This is a genomic window from Neorhizobium tunisiense (assembly GCF_039631515.1).
GTDB lineage: Bacteria > Pseudomonadota > Alphaproteobacteria > Rhizobiales > Rhizobiaceae > Neorhizobium.
Genome location: NZ_JBDIUU010000001.1, coordinates 1,482,634 through 1,498,106 on the forward strand (window position 1 = coordinate 1,482,634; position 15,473 = coordinate 1,498,106).

The following is a 15,473-nucleotide window of genomic DNA, read 5'->3' on the forward strand; positions in this document are numbered from 1 at the left end:
CATGAAGATACGCGCAGGGTTTCGCATAGGGTATGAATGCCAGCACGATACGGCGATGCTGCTGGTCCTCAATATCCATCCCTCGCGTCGGGCGGACCTTTTGAGCGACCAGGTACTGAGTTTCGATCGGCCGATCGAGGCCTGGAGCTATCTCGACAGCTTCGGAAACGCATGCAGCCGGATCGTCGCGCCGCCGGGGCTGACAACGATCTCGACGGAATTCGAGATCTACGACGACGGCATGCCCGACCCCGTGCCGGAAAACGCCTTTCAACACGACATCAAGGATCTGCCGGACGATGTGCTGGTCTTCCTGCTCGGCAGCCGCTACTGCGACACCGACCGCCTGGCGGATTTCGCCTGGAAGACATTTTCCGCAACGCCTCTCGGCTGGCCGCGGGTACAGGCGATCCTCGACTTTACCCACAACCACATCACCTTCAACTACCAGAACGCGGATCCGCTGCGGACGGCCTTCGGAGGATTTACCGACCGCACGGGCGTCTGCCGCGACTTCGCGCATCTCGCCATCACGCTTTGCCGCTGCATGAACATCCCGGCGCGTTACTGCACCGGCTATCTCGGCGATATCGGCGTCCCGGTGGATGTCAATCCGATGGATTTCAGCGCCTGGTTCCAGGTCTATCTCGGTGGTCGCTGGAATACGGTCGATGCCCGCCACAACAAACCGCGTATCGGGCGGATCCTGATGGCCACCGGGCGGGATGCGACGGACGTGGCGCTTTCGACCGCGTTCGGCCCGGCAATCCTGTCTTCTTTCGAAGTGACGACCGAAGAAATACCGACCGCCGACTAGATCTCAAGCTGTCGGACTGCCGACCCGCGGGACCTCGATGCGGGTACCGCTGATATTCGTTCGCCGGCCAGAAAAACTACTCATGGTTGTGTATTTCGCGAATCTCAAAACAAAAAGTTGACACTTCAATCCCGATACGGTAGGTAGAGGACATCGATACTTTGTTTGCCGATCTTTGTTTTTGCTGCGCTTTGCGCTTCTTGACGAACTTTCCCTCTCAAAAGTCGAAACACCCGCCGTGCGTCGCCCGGCGGTTTATCAATGTTGCTATGAAAGGGTTCGTTATGGCCACTGGCACAGTTAAATGGTTCAATGCCACCAAGGGCTTCGGCTTCATTCAGCCTGACGACGGCAGCGCCGACGTCTTCGTTCACATCTCCGCCGTCGAACGCGCTGGCATGAGCTCGATCGTTGAAGGCCAGAAGCTTGGCTTTGAACTCGAGCGTGACCGCAAGTCCGGCAAGATGTCGGCAGGACAGCTTCAGGCTGCCTAAAACTTTAGCCTCCCATGACCACGGATGTACTGGCATGGCGGCAAAAGGTATGTGAAGGCCAGGCGTATGTCTGGCCTTTTTCCGTTGAGGAAACTGGCTGACGCGAATATCTGCACGACCTCCCGCTAGGCGCGATATTCGTTTCGACCGCAACAGTTCAAATCTGACAAGGACGATACATTGAGACACCCGAACGACAACAGCTTTGCCGAGCGCCGCAAAACCGCAGCGGATGCTAAGCGCGAGCTTTTGGCAAAGTTTGCGACCGCCCCCAAGCCGACAGATCCCGCCATGCAGGAACGCCGCGCCGAGCGCGAGGCCATTGCGGCCGCGAGGGAAGCCCGCCGCGCCGAGCGCGAGGCCCAGAAGGCTGCCGAGAACGAGCGCCAGCTCCAGGAAGCTGCCGCACTGGCCGCAGCTGCGGAAGCCCATGAAAAGGCCGAGGCCGAGGCCCGGCAAGCGGAAACCAACGACCGGGTTGCCCGGGTCATCGCCGATGAAGCCGCCCGCAAGGCGGAGCGCGATCGTCGTTACGCTGCACGCAAGGCCCGTCAGGGCTGATATTTGAGGCATGTGCCTGAGGACGTGCAGGCACATCCCGCTTCGGGCGAGCCGCATGCCGAGGCCAAAAAGGTGGATCGATTTCCATGAACGCCACAGCCCATGCGATTGCGCCCGTCGTCGAAGACGATATCGGTGCCTGGCTCAAGATTCTTTCGAAATACCGGCAGCCGCGTTTTGGACGCAGCACCTTCGAACTGCTTGTCACAGTGCTGCCGTTCGCCGCCTTCTGGGCCGGCGCCTATGTTTCGGTTTTCCTGGGCTACCCGATCGGCTTGATCCTCGTCCTTCCGGCCGCGGCCTTTCTGTTGCGGCTGTTCATGATCCAGCACGATTGCGGCCACGGCTCGTTCTTCGCCCGCCGGCGTCTCGACAACTGGACCGGGCGAGTGCTCGGAGTGCTGACCCTGACGCCTTATGATTACTGGCGCCGGGCGCATGCCGCCCATCACGCCTCGGCCGGCAACCTCGATGAGCGCGGCATCGGGGACATCACCACGCTGACGATCGACGAATATCAGGCCCTGCCCTGGTCGCGCCGGCTTGCCTACCGGCTTTATCGCCACCCGCTGGTGATGTTCGGCATCGGACCCGCCTGGCTTTTCCTCTTCAAGCAGCGCCTGCCGTTCGGAATGATGAAGTCGGGCTCCCTGCCCTGGATTTCGACGATGGCGACCAATCTCGTGGTCGCCATTCTGGCGGCCCTGATGATATGGGCGATCGGGCTCGTGCCCTTCCTGCTGGTCCATCTGCCGATCGTGCTGATCGCGGGGGCCGCCGGCGTGTGGCTCTTCTACGTCCAGCATCAGTTCGAGGAAACCCATTGGGCGAAGACCGAGGAATGGCAGTTTCCGGAGGCAGCCCTTCACGGCGCATCCCATTACGATCTGCCGTTGGCGCTGCGTTGGCTGACCGGCAATATCGGCATCCACCACGTCCATCACCTGTCGAGCCGTATCCCCTATTACCGGCTGCCCGAAGTGCTGCGCGATCACCCCGAGCTTGCCGGCATCGGCCGCATAACGCTTTGGCAGAGCATCCAATGCGTCAAGCTCGTGCTCTGGGACGAAAAGAGCCGAAAGCTCCTGTCGTTTCGCGATGCCGCCAAGGCGGCAAAGCCTTCCTAACCGATGCAATCTGCAGGGCCGAAACCACCGCCTGCGCAGCGAATGCACTAAGACTACCTCCGTACCGATCAAGGACCGAACATTGAACACGACCGAGAACACCAAAACGACCGCAACCCCGACGCCTGCGGCGCATGCGCTGACCGTCGAGCTGACGCCGACCCAGATCAGGGGCCTGAAGCTCGCCAAGGATGGTGACCTGTTTCCGCAGGAAGCCAAGAAGTGGACACACCTGAATGCGGTCGTGACCTATGCGCGGAACGACCGGTTCAAGGAACGGCCGCAGAAGATCAAGTTCCTGACGACCACGACCTTGAATGAACTGCGGGAATACGGCCTTCTGCGTATCCTCAACGAGGATATCCCGGCGGAGGAATCCGCGCATGGGATCACCATGGCCGGCAAAATGTGGCTTCTGAAGAACAAATAACCGACAGCGCCACGCCGCCCAAATAGGCAGGCAGCCGGACTACATGAAATGCGGCGGCGGATCTCTCAACTCTTGACGAGCGGAGAGACCTCCCCCTTGTATTTGCTCGCGTTCGACCCATATTGGGTGCAGGTAGCAGATTCAGAACGGGCGCTGCGATCAAGGGCGTGAGCCCTGGCCCTAACGAGGAGGACGACATGTCTTCCATCAGGCGAATCCAACCTTCTTCCCAGACAGGCCCGCAATTACATCGGGCAGGCTACGGCGGTCTGTTCCGCATGGTCGTGCCGGGGCTATCCATGGCATTCATTCTCTACATCCTGCTTCGCGATCTGTTCTGACACGGCAATACGCATCATCAGAAACCCGGAATGCCGTTTCCAAGAGAAATGCCTTCCATCTTGAACTGAAACCATCATGACCCTGATATTTCCGAACAGAAGCCGCAGTTTTGACGAAGCGCGCAAGGTCGTTCGTTTCCTGGGTTATGACGGCATGTTCGAGGTCAGGTTTTTCGTGGAAGCCAAAGCGCTCGCCGATAGCAGTGCGACGGGCATGTCCGAGGCCGATTACCTCAGGGCTTTCGATGCAGCCCGATCCAGTATTCAGGATGCAGCAATGAAGGCGTATCGTCCTAGTCGGGGCACCACCTATACCCTGACGGCGGCCGACCTCGGCTGATCCAGGTTGGGGCCGAATGCGCCTGACGCGGGACGGACTATCGCCTCCGGATGTCGAAGTGAACGCGCGACAGCGCGCCCAAATCATTTTCGATGCAGACCACCCGCATCCTTCATTGCAAGCCCCGTCAGTGAACGGTGCCGCGGTCGGTGCTCAGATCATAGATCAATCCATCGTCCCAGGGACCTGCGTCCCGGAGTGTATCAAGGCTATAGCAATCCTTCGACGCTGAAGACCAGAAATGGACCTTTTCGCACCCATCCAGTTTTGCGCGCAGCTTGGCGTATTCGAAAAGCCGTTTCGCAACACCCTGGTCATCGACGAGGCCAATGGATGCAAAAACCGGTATTTCGAGCTGGCGCCCGTAAACCGGATGCTCGCGGGCAAAGACGTGGCAAAGGCCGCGGACATATCCTTGCGCGTCCGTAACGGCCAGCCAATCGCGACGCAACGAGGCCGAAGCCGTCAGCCGTTTCCACGTCTGCAGATCCAGGCCCGACATGACCAACTGGACAACCGCGAAAGCACGATAGACATCCGCCGCGTCCAGGACACCCACGTCATAGTCCATCTCCATATCCTCCCTCCATCAGAGGCCCGTGAGGCCACTCAGGGCCGGCTACCTAAGCTCTCAGGTTCTAACGTCGTCAGCGCCGCCGGCATTGACGCGCGTCAACGGGTGCGGGGCCAAGGCCATCCGCCTCCGCTTGCGCTGGGTCAATGAAACGACCCCCGGGGCCGGGATATCTCTTCGCGCACTGATGCTTTCCACAACAAGGAGACGAAGATGACCCGAACGATGAAAGCCGCCGTTGTGCGCCAATTCGGCAAGCCGCTCGCGATCGAGTGCGTCCAGGTGCCTGTTCCAGGACCCGGCGAAATCCTTGTCAAAGTCATGGCCTGCGGCGTGTGCCACACCGACCTTCATGCGGCCGACGGCGACTGGCCCGTCAAGCCGAGCCCACCGTTCATTCCCGGGCATGAAGCGGCCGGCATCGTTGCCGAGCTTGGACCTGGGGTGACGGGATTGAAGGAAGGCGATGCGGTGGGCGTCGCGTGGCTGCACGATGCGTGCCTTAGCTGCGAATATTGCGAGACCGGCTGGGAGACGCTTTGCGAACATCAGCACAATACGGGCTACAGCTGCAATGGCGGCTTTGCGGAATATGTCATCGCCTCCGCTGCCTTTGCCGCAAGGCTGCCCCAGGACGTCGATTTCGCGGCGATCTCGCCGATCCTCTGCGCCGGCGTCACCACCTATAAGGGGCTCAAGGAGACCGAGGCGAAACCCGGCGAATGGGTGGCGATCTCCGGCATCGGCGGGCTGGGGCATGTGGCGGTCCAATATGCCAAGGCGATGGGGCTGCATGTCGTGGCACTGGACGTCAGCCCGGAGAAGCTGGCGCTTGCCCGAAATCTTGGCGCCGATCTTGCCGTGGACGCCCGCTCGCTGAATGCGGTGGAGGAGACGCTGAAAGCAACCGGCGGAGGCGCGCATGGGGTGCTGGTCACCGCCGTCTCGCCTCCAGCTTTCTCGCAGGCGATCCGGATGGTCCGGCGCAAGGGAACCGTCAGCCTGGTCGGCCTGCCGCCCGGCGAATTCCCGACGCCGATTTTCGACGTGGTGTTGAAACGCATCACCGTGCGCGGTTCGATCGTCGGGACAAGGCGTGATCTCGACGAAGCAATCGCCTTCGCCACGGAAGGCAAGGTCAAGGCGGAAATCCATAAGGCGCGGCTCGAAGACATCAACGATATCTTTACGCGCCTGAAGGACGGCAAGATCGACGGGCGCATGGTGCTGGATTTCTCCTAAGCGTCCCGATCTCCCTTCCGCGTCGGGCGACACACGCCCGGCGCGGAAGTCAATTCTGCAGGATCGCGGCGGCGATCGCGTCAGGCGCTTTCGATGCGTCGAGAAGCCTCCAGGCTATATCGGTGGGTTTGCGGGCCAATTGGCCCGACAGCACGTCCGTGGTCGCGTCCGAAGGGCCTCCCGCCCGCTCTCGAACCCGCTGCCAGAGCAGTTCCGGGTCAGCCTCGAGCCAGATACCCTGAAAGCCTGCCCCAGACCTCGCGGCAGCATCCTCGATGAGGAGCCGGTTGGCCGGATCGTCGAAAACCGCGTCGGCAACGACGGATCCGCCCTCGGCAAGGATCAGCTCCGCGTGCCTCGCCATCTCGCGATAGACCTTTTTCGATACGTCGGGTTGATAGGCGGAAACCGGAAGCCTCGTCTCGGCCGAAACACCATGCAGGGCTTTGCGGATTCGGTCGCTTTCGACGATCCTGGCACCCGGAGGCGCCCCGACCTTGGCGGCCAGGTGATCCGCGACCGTCGTCTTGCCGGAACCGCTGAGGCCACCGATCGCGATGAGGCGCGGCGGTGTATCCCAAAGGAGCGCATGGGCGAGATCGAAATAGGACCTCGCCTCGCTCGCCAGCCTGGCTGCATCCTGCCCCGGTTCCTCAGCCTGCGTCGCCGTCACATGCGCGCGGACCGCCGCCCTGATCGCCATCAAGAACGGCAGGAGACAGAACCCGTCCTCGTCATCGGTTTCATCCAAATAACGGTTCATCACCAGATTGGCGAGATCGGGAAAACCGCGGTGCCAGAGATCCATCAGCAGGAAGGCGAGGTCGTAGAGGACATCAACGGTGGCGATCCCGAGATTGAATTCGATGCAATCGAACAGGCATGGCTTGCCGCCCAGCAGGCAGATATTGCGCAAATGAAGATCGCCGTGGCAGCGGCGGACCCTGCCCGCCAGAGCGCGCCGGTCGAGAAGTTCGCTGTGTTGCAGGAGCCGGGACCGAAAGCTCCCGCTAATCTTGGCCAGCTCCGCCGGGCCGAAGACATGGCTGGTGGCAAATCCGGCATCGTTGATATCGAGAACGGCTTCGATATTGGCCGCCCCACCTCCCTTTGAGACGACCGGTGCCCGGTGATGGTAGAATGCGATCATCCGGGCGGTCTGCGTCATCAGTTCCGGCGTCAGCCGGCCCGCAACCGCCATGCGGTCGAAGAGCTGGTTCTGCTCGAACCGGCTCATCTCGACGACGGCATCGACGAGCGGTCCTTCGCCGTCGAACTCCAGTGTCCCGGCGTCGGAGCGGGTGATACGCCGCACGCCGATATAGAGGCCGGGAGCCGTCTCGCTATTCAGCGCAACCTCCTTGCGGCAGGCATCCTCGCGGATCGTGGGCGTCGAGAAATCGACATAGGGCAGCTTCAGCGCCTTCTTCAGCTTGTAGACCCGGTCGCCGACGAGGAAGATCATGGAGATATGCGTCTCGATCCGCTCGACGGGGCCTGCAACTTCGTAGGATGCCGGGTCGGCCAGAAGGGCAATGCTGCCGCCTTGATCGTCAATCGCCATATCCGGTCTCCTGCTCTGCCGCCTCTGTCGACCAAGAGGCCATTCAACGGCCTCCTGGACCTTGATATCGGTCAACGGGCGAGCACGACACCGGTTGCGTTAAAGATCGTCCAGTTCGGTTTCAATCTCGGTGGGGTTCACAGCTGCCTGCGATATTGCGTGTCTCCATGTGCCGTTTCCTCAGCCTGTATCGCAAAGACGAATCCTTGATGACGGCGGGCGGGGCATTGCGCTGCGTCAAGGCGACGCCTTCGGTTGCGATCCAAAAGCGATGGGGAAACCCGATACGACGAGCAAAGGCATCCTGTGGAGATGACACTCAGACCTCACGGCCGTTACGAGGCCATCATCCGCGACGCGATTTCACTGCCGGCGATGCGGACGGCGGTGGTTCATCCGTGTTCGACGGAAACCCTGCGCTCCGCGGTGGAGCTGAAGGAACAGGGCCTTCTCGATCCGGTCCTGGTCGGGCCGGAACACAAGATCAGGGCAATAGCGGATGCCGCCGGACTGTCGCTTGCCGGGATCGACATCGAGCCTGTCGAGCATAGCCATGCGGCAGCCGAGCGCGGGGTCGAACTCGCCTCCACGGGCAAGGTGGCCGCCCTGATGAAAGGCAGCCTGCACAGCGACGAGCTGCTTTCGGCGGTCGTCGCGCCGGCATCGAAACTGAAGACCGGGCGGCGCATGAGCCATGTCTATGTCATGGACATTCCGGCCTACGACAAGCTGTTGGTCGTCACCGACGCGGCCATCAACATCCAGCCGGATCTTGATCAGAAGCGCGACATCTGCCAGAACGCCGTCGATCTCATGCATCTTCTCGGTGTCGCAAAGCCGCTGGTGGCGGTGCTTGCCGCCGTCGAGACGGTCAACAGCCGGATGCCCTCGACGCTGGACGCCGCCGCCCTCACGGTCATGGCCGCGCGCGGGCAGATCGAAGGGGCGATCGTCGATGGCCCCCTCGCCTTCGACAATGCGATCAGCATCGAGGCCGCGCAGGCGAAGTGCATCGCCTCTCCGGTCGCGGGCCGGGCGGATATCCTGCTGGTTCCCGATCTCGAAGCCGGCAACATGCTCGCCAAGCAGCTCATTTATTTCGCCGGTGCAGACGCCGCAGGACTGGTCCTCGGCGCCCGGGTCCCTATCATACTGACAAGCCGTGCAGATCCGGCCAAGGTTCGAACGGCATCCGCCGCTCTTGCGAGGCTGGCTGCTGCGAAACGACTTGAAGCAAGGATGCCTCTATGACGGACAACCTTCTCCTGACGTTCAATACCGGCTCTTCGACCGTGAAGATCGGCATATTCAAAGTGGACGGCGACAGGCCGGAACGGATCGGCAAGGCAGTCGTCGACTTCGGAACCTATCCGCTGACGCTGCATCTGAAAGAAGGCCCGCAGCAGTTTGAACTGCCGCTCAAGGGCGAGGCCGGCGACGATCTCGCCGAGCTGATGGACGAGGTGTTCCGGGAACTGGGCACACATTTCGACCTCGATGCCGTCAACTCTGCCGGCCACCGGATCGTCCATGGCGGCGACGTCTTCGACGGCCCGGTGGAATTGACGGTCGAGGCGCTCGTCAAGATCCGGTCTTTGACGGAACTGGCGCCGCTGCATCAACCACAGGCTCTACGAATGATCAGGGCCGTCAAGCACCTGCGCCCGGCGCTTTTCCAGACCGGCTCCTTCGACACCACCTTCCATGCCACACAGTCCGATCTCGTGCGGCGTCTCGCCATTCCCCGCGCCTACCATGACCAGGGCATCAAACGGTACGGTTTCCACGGGCTCTCCTACCGGTACGTGGCCGGGGCACTTGCCGGGAAGGCGCCTGATGTCGCCGACGATAAAGTCGTCATCGCCCATCTCGGCAGCGGCGCCAGCCTGTGCGCCATCGAGAACGGAAGGAGCCGCGATTCCAGCATGGGTTTTTCCACGCTCGACGGTATTCCCATGGCGACCCGGCCCGGTTGGCTCGATCCCGGCGTGCTTCTGCATCTGCTCGGCCCTCGCGGCAAATCGATCGAGGAGGTGGAGGATATGCTCTATCATCAGTCCGGCCTGCTCGGCGTTTCGGGGCTGAGCGGCGATATCCGCGAACTCTTCGAGGACGGCAGTAAGGAGGCACGGGAGGCGATCGACCTCTTCGCGCTCAGGATCGCCGGCGAGGTCGGCCGGCTTACGGCGACGCTTGGAGGCCTGGACGCCCTCGTCTTTACAGCCGGCATAGGCGAGAACCAGCCGGAGGTCAGGACGCGCGTCGCCGACCGCCTGCTCTGGCTCGGCGTCGAACTGGACGCGGCCGCCAACGACAGCAACGCGCTGAAGATCAGCACGCCCGCAAGCCGCGTCGCGGTTTATGTCATTCCGACCGACGAGGAGCGGATGATCGCGGAGGAATGCCTCGCCGTACTCAATGCGCAGCCTTGATCCATGTCATGAGCCCGGGTGGAAGCCCGCGGTAGATGTGGCTGACCCATCGAAGGAGAATGAGATGCAGCTCAACACCATCGTGCCGGAAAACCATGAGACGACGACGGAGGAACTGGCGCTCATCGACCGCTACTGGCGGGCGGCGAACTATCTGTCCGTCGGGCAGATCTACCTTCTCGACAATCCGCTCTTGAAGGAGCCGCTGAAGCCGGAGCATATCAAGCCGCGCCTGCTCGGCCACTGGGGCACGACGCCCGGCCTCAACTTCATCTACGCGCATCTCAACCGGATCATCCGCAACCGCGATCTCAGCATGATCTATGTCTGCGGTCCCGGCCATGGCGGGCCGGGCATGGTCGCCAGCACCTATCTCGAGGGCACCTATAGCGAGATCTATCCGGATATCGGCGAGAATGCCGACGGCATGCGAAGACTGTTTCGGCAGTTCTCGTTCCCGGGCGGAATTCCCAGCCACGCGGCGCCGGAAACGCCCGGCTCCATCCATGAAGGCGGTGAACTCGGCTATGCGCTGGTGCATGCCTATGGTGCGGCCTTCGACAATCCGGACCTGGTCGTCGCCTGCGTCGTCGGCGACGGAGAGGCCGAGACCGGGCCGCTTGCCGCGAGCTGGCAATCGAACAAGTTCCTGAACCCCGCCCGCGACGGCGCGGTGCTGCCGATCCTGCATCTCAACGGCTACAAGATCGCCAACCCGACGCTGCTCGGCCGCATGGCGGACGAGGATCTCGAGCATCTTTTCCACGGCCACGGCTACGAACCTTTCTTCGTCGAAGGGCACGAGCCGGAGAAGATGCACCGGCAGATGGCTGCCACGCTCGATAAGGTCTTCGACCGCATCCGCGCGATCCAGAGCGAAGCGCGCCAAGGAAAGACCTCCGATACCTGCCCGCGTTGGCCGATGATCGTGCTGCGCAGCCCGAAAGGCTGGACCGGCCCCAAGGAAGTCGACGGCAAACGAGTCGAGGATTTCTGGCGCGCCCACCAGGTGCCTGTCTCCGGCTGCCGCGAAAACGACGATCACCGGAAGATCCTCGAGGACTGGATGCGAAGCTACGATCCGGAAAACCTCTTCGACGGCAATGGCCGGCTGAAGGAGGAGTTGCGGGCGCTCTCGCCCGGCGGCGAGCGCCGCATGGGTGCCAACCCGCATGCCAATGGCGGCCTGCTGCGCAAGGAACTTATCGTGCCCGACATCCGCGACTATGCGGTGCCCGTGAAGACACGAGGTGCCGACATGGTCCAGACGACGGAAATCCTCGGCAGATATCTGCGCGACGTGCTGAAGCTCAACGACATCAATTCCAACTTCCGCATCTTCGGTCCCGACGAAACGGAATCGAACCGGCTCGGCAATGTCTTCGAGGTCACCGACCGTGTCTGGATGGAGAAGATCGAGCCATACGACGTGCATCTGTCGCGCGACGGCCGGGTGATGGAAGTGCTGTCAGAGCATCTTTGCCAGGGCTGGCTGGAGGGCTACCTGCTCACCGGCCGGCACGGTTTCTTCTCGTGCTACGAAGCCTTCATCCACATCGTCGATTCGATGTTCAACCAGCACGCCAAGTGGCTGAAAGTGTCGCGCGAGCTGCCGTGGCGGAAGCCCGTATCGTCGCTCAACTACCTGCTGACCTCGCATGTCTGGCGGCAGGACCATAACGGCTTTTCCCACCAGGATCCCGGTTTCGTCGATCTCGTCGCCAACAAGAAGGCGGATATCGTGCGCATCTATCTGCCGCCGGATGCCAATACGCTGCTGTGGATCAGCGACCACTGCCTGAAGACCTGGGACCGCGTCAACGTCATCGTCGCCGGCAAACAGCCCGAGCCGCAATGGCTGACGATGGACGAGGCGATCAAGCATTGCGAGGCCGGCATCGGCATCTGGGACTGGGCGAGCAACGAGAGCGGTCCGGTCGAGCCCGACGTGGTGATGGCCTGTGCGGGCGACGTGCCGACCCTGGAGACGCTCGCTGCGGTTTCGCTGTTACGCGAGGCGATCCCCGATTTGAGGATCCGTGTCGTCAACGTCGTCGATCTGCTCGCCCTGCAGTCTCAGGACCAGCACCCGCACGGCCTGCCCGACGAGGAATTCGACCGGCTGTTCACGACCGACCGGCCGGTGATCTTCGCCTATCACGGTTATCCCTATCTCATCCACCGGCTGACCTATAAACGCACCAACCACCGGAACATCCATGTGCGCGGCTTCATCGAGGAGGGCACGACGACGACACCCTTCGACATGACGGTGCTGAACGAACTCGACCGCTTCCACCTCGCCATCGAGGCGATCCAGCGGGTGCCGGGACTAAAGGAGAAGGCGGCCGGCGTGATCGAGATGCTGAAGGGAAAGCTTGGCGAACACACCCGTTATGTCCGCGAACATGGCGAGGACATGCCGGAAATCCAGAACTGGAAATGGCCGGCGCGCTGACGCCGCAATCATGAAGGCCCTGCCTTCGGCTTCAGGGCCTTCATGGCGTTCAGACTTGGAGCCGGGATCACGTTTCGGTGTTTCGCGGCGATGTGTGTAACCCATCGCCCGCCTCTTCCGTAATCATGCAGGAAAGCAGATTATGGACCGGGAGGCCCCATCATGATCAACAGACGCATATTCCTGGCAGGCAGCGCCCTGGCGCTCGCCGCAATCCCTCTCGCAACAAGCATCCGGTCGACGCTTGCGGCCGCCGGAAAAACTTTCCCCGTGACCCATACCGCGGACGAGTGGCGCAAGCTGCTAACGCCGGAACAGTACAATATCCTGCGCGAGGAAGGCACCGAATATCCCGGCAGCAGCCCGCTTCTCAACGAGCACCGCAAAGGCACGTTCGCCTGCGTCGGCTGCGACCAGGCGCTTTTCTCCTCGGAGACGAAATTCGAAAGCGGCACCGGCTGGCCGAGCTTCTGGGCGCCGCTCGACAATGCCGTCGGCACGGTGCGCGACACGACGCTCGGCATGGTCCGCGTCGCCGTCAACTGCGCCCGCTGCGGCGGCCATCTCGGCCATGTCTTCAACGACGGACCGAAGCCGACCGGCCTGCGCTACTGCATCAACGGCACGGTCATGAAATTCAGTCCGGCATCGGCCTGATCCGCTGCCCTATCCTTCATTCACTTCGGTTGAGGAGACCGCCATGAAAAACAGAGCGAAGACACCCTACACTCTCACCGCCTTTGCCGGCGCAGCGCTGATTTTGGCCGGCCTGACGGTCGGCGCGACCACCAGCGCCACGGCCGAGGAGGGAATCGCCATCCCCGCGCCCGCCATCGACCAGGCGGCGAGCACGGCTGCTACCGAAACCGCCATCTTCGCCGGCGGCTGTTTCTGGGGCGTCCAGGGCGTGTTCCAGCATGTCGAAGGCGTCAAGAACGCCGTTTCCGGTTATGCCGGCGGCGCCAAGGAGACCGCCGTTTACGAGACGGTCGGTTACGGCAAGACCGGCCACGCGGAATCGGTCCGGGTGACCTTCGATCCGAAGAAGGTCACCTACGGGCATCTGCTGCAGATCTATTTCTCCGTCGCCCACGATCCGACCCAGCTCAACCGCCAGGGTCCGGACACGGGCCCGCAGTACCGCTCGACAGTCTTCCCGACCAGCGAGGAACAGGCCCGCATCGCCAAGGCCTATATCGACCAGCTGAACAAGGCCAAGGTCTTCCGTGGGCCGATCGCCACGACCATCGAGCCCGGCAAGGCCTTTTATCCGGCGGAAGCCTATCACCAGGACTTCCTAACGCAGAACCCGACCTATCCCTATATCGTTTATAACGACCTGCCGAAGATCGAGAACCTCAAGAAGCTGTTCCCGAGCGACTACCGCGACAAACCGGTCCTGGTCGCGCAGGCCGGCATCGGCAACTGAGATTTGAGGACAGAATTCCGCAGGCGGGGCATGCGGCGCCGCCAAACGATATCGCCGCCGCCCGGCGATATCGGCCGTCTCGAGAGCCTCAGCTTTCCTGCGCGGCCTCGGTGCGCCGCGCGACGCTCGGCACGCAGAGGCAGGCGGCGACGATCAGGGCTGTGATCAGGAACATGGCGATGAAGGTCATGTGCAGCGCATGCTGAAGCGCAAACCGGATCGGCGAGTCGGCTGCAAGCCCACCGCCGACCCCCTGCAAGAGATCGCGCAATTCATCGGAGGTAATCGGTCCCGAGACGGAATTGGCAAGGCCGTAACTCAGCACGGCGCCCAGAAGTGCTGCACCGAGCGTGCTGCCGAGATTGCGGGAAAAGACGTTGGAAGCGGTCGCGCTGCCGCGTTCGGACCAGCCGACATTGTCCTGGATGATCACCAGGCCGGAAATATTGAGCAGGCCCATGCCGAAGCCCATCAGCAGGGAGCCGGTGCCGGCCTGGACGGGCGAGCTTTCCGGCGTCAGCAGCACCAGGAGAAACGCCCCCACCGGAACGAAGATGCTGCCGGCGATCATCAGCGGCCGCAGTCCGAAGCGCGGGAACATCCGCGAGGCGAACGTCCCGCCGCTCGGCCAGCCGACCAGCAGCATGGTCAGCGTGAATCCGGCCACCAGCGGAGATCGGTTGAGCACCGTCTGCACGTACATCGGCAGGAAGGTCGTCAGCCCCATGATCGCCATGCTGGACAAAAAGACCGCCGTATTGGCGAAGGCGATCGGCCGCTTCAGCCAGAGCTCCAGGGAAACCATCGGGGCCGGCGCACGCCGCTCCTGCCAGATGAACAGCACGAAACTGACGAGGAAGATTGCCAGCGAAACGAACAGGTAACCGGTGGCGCCTTCGGTTTCGGTGAGCGCGATCATCAGCGCGGAGATGGCCACCGCAAAGAGGCCCGCACCGAGGAAATCGATGGATGCCGTGCGGCTCTTCTTTTCTTCGTGCAGATAGACGATGAAGCCGACCGCCGACATGATACCGATCGGCACGTTGATCCAGAACACCCAGGCCCAGGGCAGGCTGTGGACGATGACGCTGCCGAGTAGGGGCCCGAGGACGGCCGAAAGCGCCCAGACGCTGGCCAGATAACCCTGAACCTTGCCACGCTCCGCCCCGGGATACAGATCGCCGACGACGGTCATGATGACCGGCTGGATCGCGCCGGCACCGATACCCTGCAGCAGCCGGAAGGCAATCATCGACGGCATCGACCAGGCAAAACCTGCGAGAATGGAGGCGATCAGGAAGATTGCCGTGCCGAGCAGAATGATCGGCTTGCGGCCGTAGATATCGGAGAGCTTGCCGAACACCACGGTCGTCGCCGTCTGTGCCAGCAGGAAGGAGGAGAAGACCCAGCTATAGAGGTTCAACTGACCGAGCTGGGCGGCGATCTGCGGCATGGCCGTCGAAACGATGGTCGCCTCGATTGCGATCATCGCCATGCTTGCCATGACGGCCGCAATGACGAGCGCCCGGTTGGAGCTTGGATTGGTCATGGATTTACCTGCGGGCGCCGAACGGCGAACACGAAAGGGATGGATGTTCGGCGGTCAAAACGGCCGTCGGCGGGGAATGTTTCTTAGTATCCCCCTGCCGGCGGGCGTCAAGCGC

General features: G+C 62.2%; 15 protein-coding genes and 1 pseudogene. 13 read left to right on the forward strand and 3 right to left on the reverse strand.

The features are described 5' to 3' along the window. Position 1 precedes the first annotated feature (1 nt). The 7 genes from ABCW43_RS07860 to ABCW43_RS07890 all read left to right on the forward strand — a co-directional run bounded on the left by ABCW43_RS07860 (position 2) and on the right by ABCW43_RS07890 (position 4,110). Positions 2-817, forward strand: a complete 816-nt coding sequence (locus tag ABCW43_RS07860) for a transglutaminase-like domain-containing protein (protein ID WP_345922864.1) — start codon at positions 2-4, stop codon at positions 815-817. 284 nt (positions 818-1,101) lie between these two features. Continuing rightward, positions 1,102-1,311, forward strand: a complete 210-nt coding sequence (locus ABCW43_RS07865; RefSeq protein WP_037085395.1) for a cold-shock protein — start codon at positions 1,102-1,104, stop codon at positions 1,309-1,311. Between the two features lie 180 nt (positions 1,312-1,491). Continuing rightward, complete coding sequence (locus ABCW43_RS07870; RefSeq protein WP_345922865.1) at positions 1,492-1,872, forward strand: DUF6481 family protein; 381 nt, start codon at positions 1,492-1,494, stop codon at positions 1,870-1,872. An 86-nt stretch (positions 1,873-1,958) separates the two neighbouring features. Further along, on the forward strand, positions 1,959-2,999 hold the full coding sequence (locus ABCW43_RS07875) for a fatty acid desaturase (RefSeq protein ID WP_345922866.1): 1,041 nt from the start codon (positions 1,959-1,961) through the stop codon (positions 2,997-2,999). A 139-nt stretch (positions 3,000-3,138) separates the two neighbouring features. Then, positions 3,139-3,429 carry a hypothetical protein gene (locus ABCW43_RS07880; RefSeq protein ID WP_345923409.1) on the forward strand — a complete coding sequence of 97 codons (291 nt, stop codon included), beginning with the start codon at positions 3,139-3,141 and terminating at the stop codon, positions 3,427-3,429. 197 nt (positions 3,430-3,626) lie between these two features. Continuing rightward, on the forward strand, positions 3,627-3,770 hold the full coding sequence (locus tag ABCW43_RS07885) for a hypothetical protein (protein ID WP_345922867.1): 144 nt from the start codon (positions 3,627-3,629) through the stop codon (positions 3,768-3,770). Between the two features lie 76 nt (positions 3,771-3,846). After that, entirely contained in the window at positions 3,847-4,110 is a 264-nt protein-coding gene (locus ABCW43_RS07890; RefSeq protein WP_345922868.1) for a DUF1488 family protein, read from the forward strand. Between the two features lie 127 nt (positions 4,111-4,237). Here the strand turns inward: ABCW43_RS07890 and ABCW43_RS07895 are convergent, their stop codons facing one another. After that, complete coding sequence (locus tag ABCW43_RS07895) at positions 4,238-4,681, reverse strand: hypothetical protein (protein ID WP_345922869.1); 444 nt, start codon at positions 4,679-4,681, stop codon at positions 4,238-4,240. 216 nt (positions 4,682-4,897) lie between these two features. On the opposite strand from ABCW43_RS07895, the gene adhP reads away from it, so the two are divergent. Further along, the gene (gene adhP, locus ABCW43_RS07900) at positions 4,898-5,926 is read left to right on the forward strand and encodes an alcohol dehydrogenase AdhP (RefSeq protein WP_345922870.1); all 1,029 of its coding nucleotides are present in this window, start codon (positions 4,898-4,900) and stop codon (positions 5,924-5,926) included. 49 nt (positions 5,927-5,975) lie between these two features. On the opposite strand, the gene ABCW43_RS07905 is transcribed toward adhP, so the two are convergent. Then, positions 5,976-7,490: a bifunctional aminoglycoside phosphotransferase/ATP-binding protein gene (locus ABCW43_RS07905; RefSeq protein WP_345922871.1), complete on the reverse strand. Its 1,515-nt coding sequence runs from the start codon at positions 7,488-7,490 to the stop codon at positions 5,976-5,978. A gap of 309 nt (positions 7,491-7,799) precedes the next feature. On the opposite strand from ABCW43_RS07905, the pseudogene ABCW43_RS07910 reads away from it, so the two are divergent. From ABCW43_RS07910 to msrA, 5 genes and pseudogenes are all read left to right on the forward strand, one after another. Then, positions 7,800-8,741: pseudogene (locus tag ABCW43_RS07910) on the forward strand (bifunctional enoyl-CoA hydratase/phosphate acetyltransferase); the annotation flags it as partial. Further along, positions 8,738-9,922: an acetate/propionate family kinase gene (locus ABCW43_RS07915; protein ID WP_345922872.1), complete on the forward strand. Its 1,185-nt coding sequence runs from the start codon at positions 8,738-8,740 to the stop codon at positions 9,920-9,922. The pseudogene ABCW43_RS07910 and the gene ABCW43_RS07915, both read left to right, overlap by 4 nt. A gap of 64 nt (positions 9,923-9,986) precedes the next feature. After that, complete coding sequence (locus ABCW43_RS07920) at positions 9,987-12,380, forward strand: phosphoketolase family protein (RefSeq protein ID WP_345922873.1); 2,394 nt, start codon at positions 9,987-9,989, stop codon at positions 12,378-12,380. Between the two features lie 162 nt (positions 12,381-12,542). Then, positions 12,543-13,037, forward strand: coding sequence for a peptide-methionine (R)-S-oxide reductase MsrB (msrB, locus tag ABCW43_RS07925; RefSeq protein ID WP_345922874.1), 495 nt, complete (start codon positions 12,543-12,545; stop codon positions 13,035-13,037). 43 nt (positions 13,038-13,080) lie between these two features. After that, the gene (gene msrA, locus ABCW43_RS07930; RefSeq protein ID WP_345922875.1) at positions 13,081-13,809 is read left to right on the forward strand and encodes a peptide-methionine (S)-S-oxide reductase MsrA; all 729 of its coding nucleotides are present in this window, start codon (positions 13,081-13,083) and stop codon (positions 13,807-13,809) included. Positions 13,810-13,897: 88 nt separating this feature from the next. Here the strand turns inward: msrA and ABCW43_RS07935 are convergent, their stop codons facing one another. Beyond that, complete coding sequence (locus ABCW43_RS07935; RefSeq protein ID WP_345922876.1) at positions 13,898-15,358, reverse strand: MDR family MFS transporter; 1,461 nt, start codon at positions 15,356-15,358, stop codon at positions 13,898-13,900. Between the last annotated feature and the right edge of the window lie 115 nt (positions 15,359-15,473).

What these genes read in the sequence shown, in the direction of transcription:
- ABCW43_RS07860 (WP_345922864.1), top strand. Translation starts at nt 2, where the DNA reads ATGAAGATACGCGCAGGGTTTCGCATAGGGTATGAATGCCAGCACGAT.
- msrA (WP_345922875.1), top strand. Translation starts at nt 13,081, where the DNA reads ATGAAAAACAGAGCGAAGACACCCTACACTCTCACCGCCTTTGCCGGC.
- ABCW43_RS07915 (WP_345922872.1), top strand. Translation starts at nt 8,738, where the DNA reads ATGACGGACAACCTTCTCCTGACGTTCAATACCGGCTCTTCGACCGTG.
- adhP (WP_345922870.1), top strand. Translation starts at nt 4,898, where the DNA reads ATGACCCGAACGATGAAAGCCGCCGTTGTGCGCCAATTCGGCAAGCCG.
- ABCW43_RS07905 (WP_345922871.1), bottom strand. Translation starts at nt 7,490, where the DNA reads ATGGCGATTGACGATCAAGGCGGCAGCATTGCCCTTCTGGCCGACCCG.
- ABCW43_RS07935 (WP_345922876.1), bottom strand. Translation starts at nt 15,358, where the DNA reads ATGACCAATCCAAGCTCCAACCGGGCGCTCGTCATTGCGGCCGTCATG.
- ABCW43_RS07895 (WP_345922869.1), bottom strand. Translation starts at nt 4,681, where the DNA reads ATGGACTATGACGTGGGTGTCCTGGACGCGGCGGATGTCTATCGTGCT.
- ABCW43_RS07865 (WP_037085395.1), top strand. Translation starts at nt 1,102, where the DNA reads ATGGCCACTGGCACAGTTAAATGGTTCAATGCCACCAAGGGCTTCGGC.
- ABCW43_RS07885 (WP_345922867.1), top strand. Translation starts at nt 3,627, where the DNA reads ATGTCTTCCATCAGGCGAATCCAACCTTCTTCCCAGACAGGCCCGCAA.
- ABCW43_RS07890 (WP_345922868.1), top strand. Translation starts at nt 3,847, where the DNA reads ATGACCCTGATATTTCCGAACAGAAGCCGCAGTTTTGACGAAGCGCGC.
- msrB (WP_345922874.1), top strand. Translation starts at nt 12,543, where the DNA reads ATGATCAACAGACGCATATTCCTGGCAGGCAGCGCCCTGGCGCTCGCC.
- ABCW43_RS07875 (WP_345922866.1), top strand. Translation starts at nt 1,959, where the DNA reads ATGAACGCCACAGCCCATGCGATTGCGCCCGTCGTCGAAGACGATATC.
- ABCW43_RS07920 (WP_345922873.1), top strand. Translation starts at nt 9,987, where the DNA reads ATGCAGCTCAACACCATCGTGCCGGAAAACCATGAGACGACGACGGAG.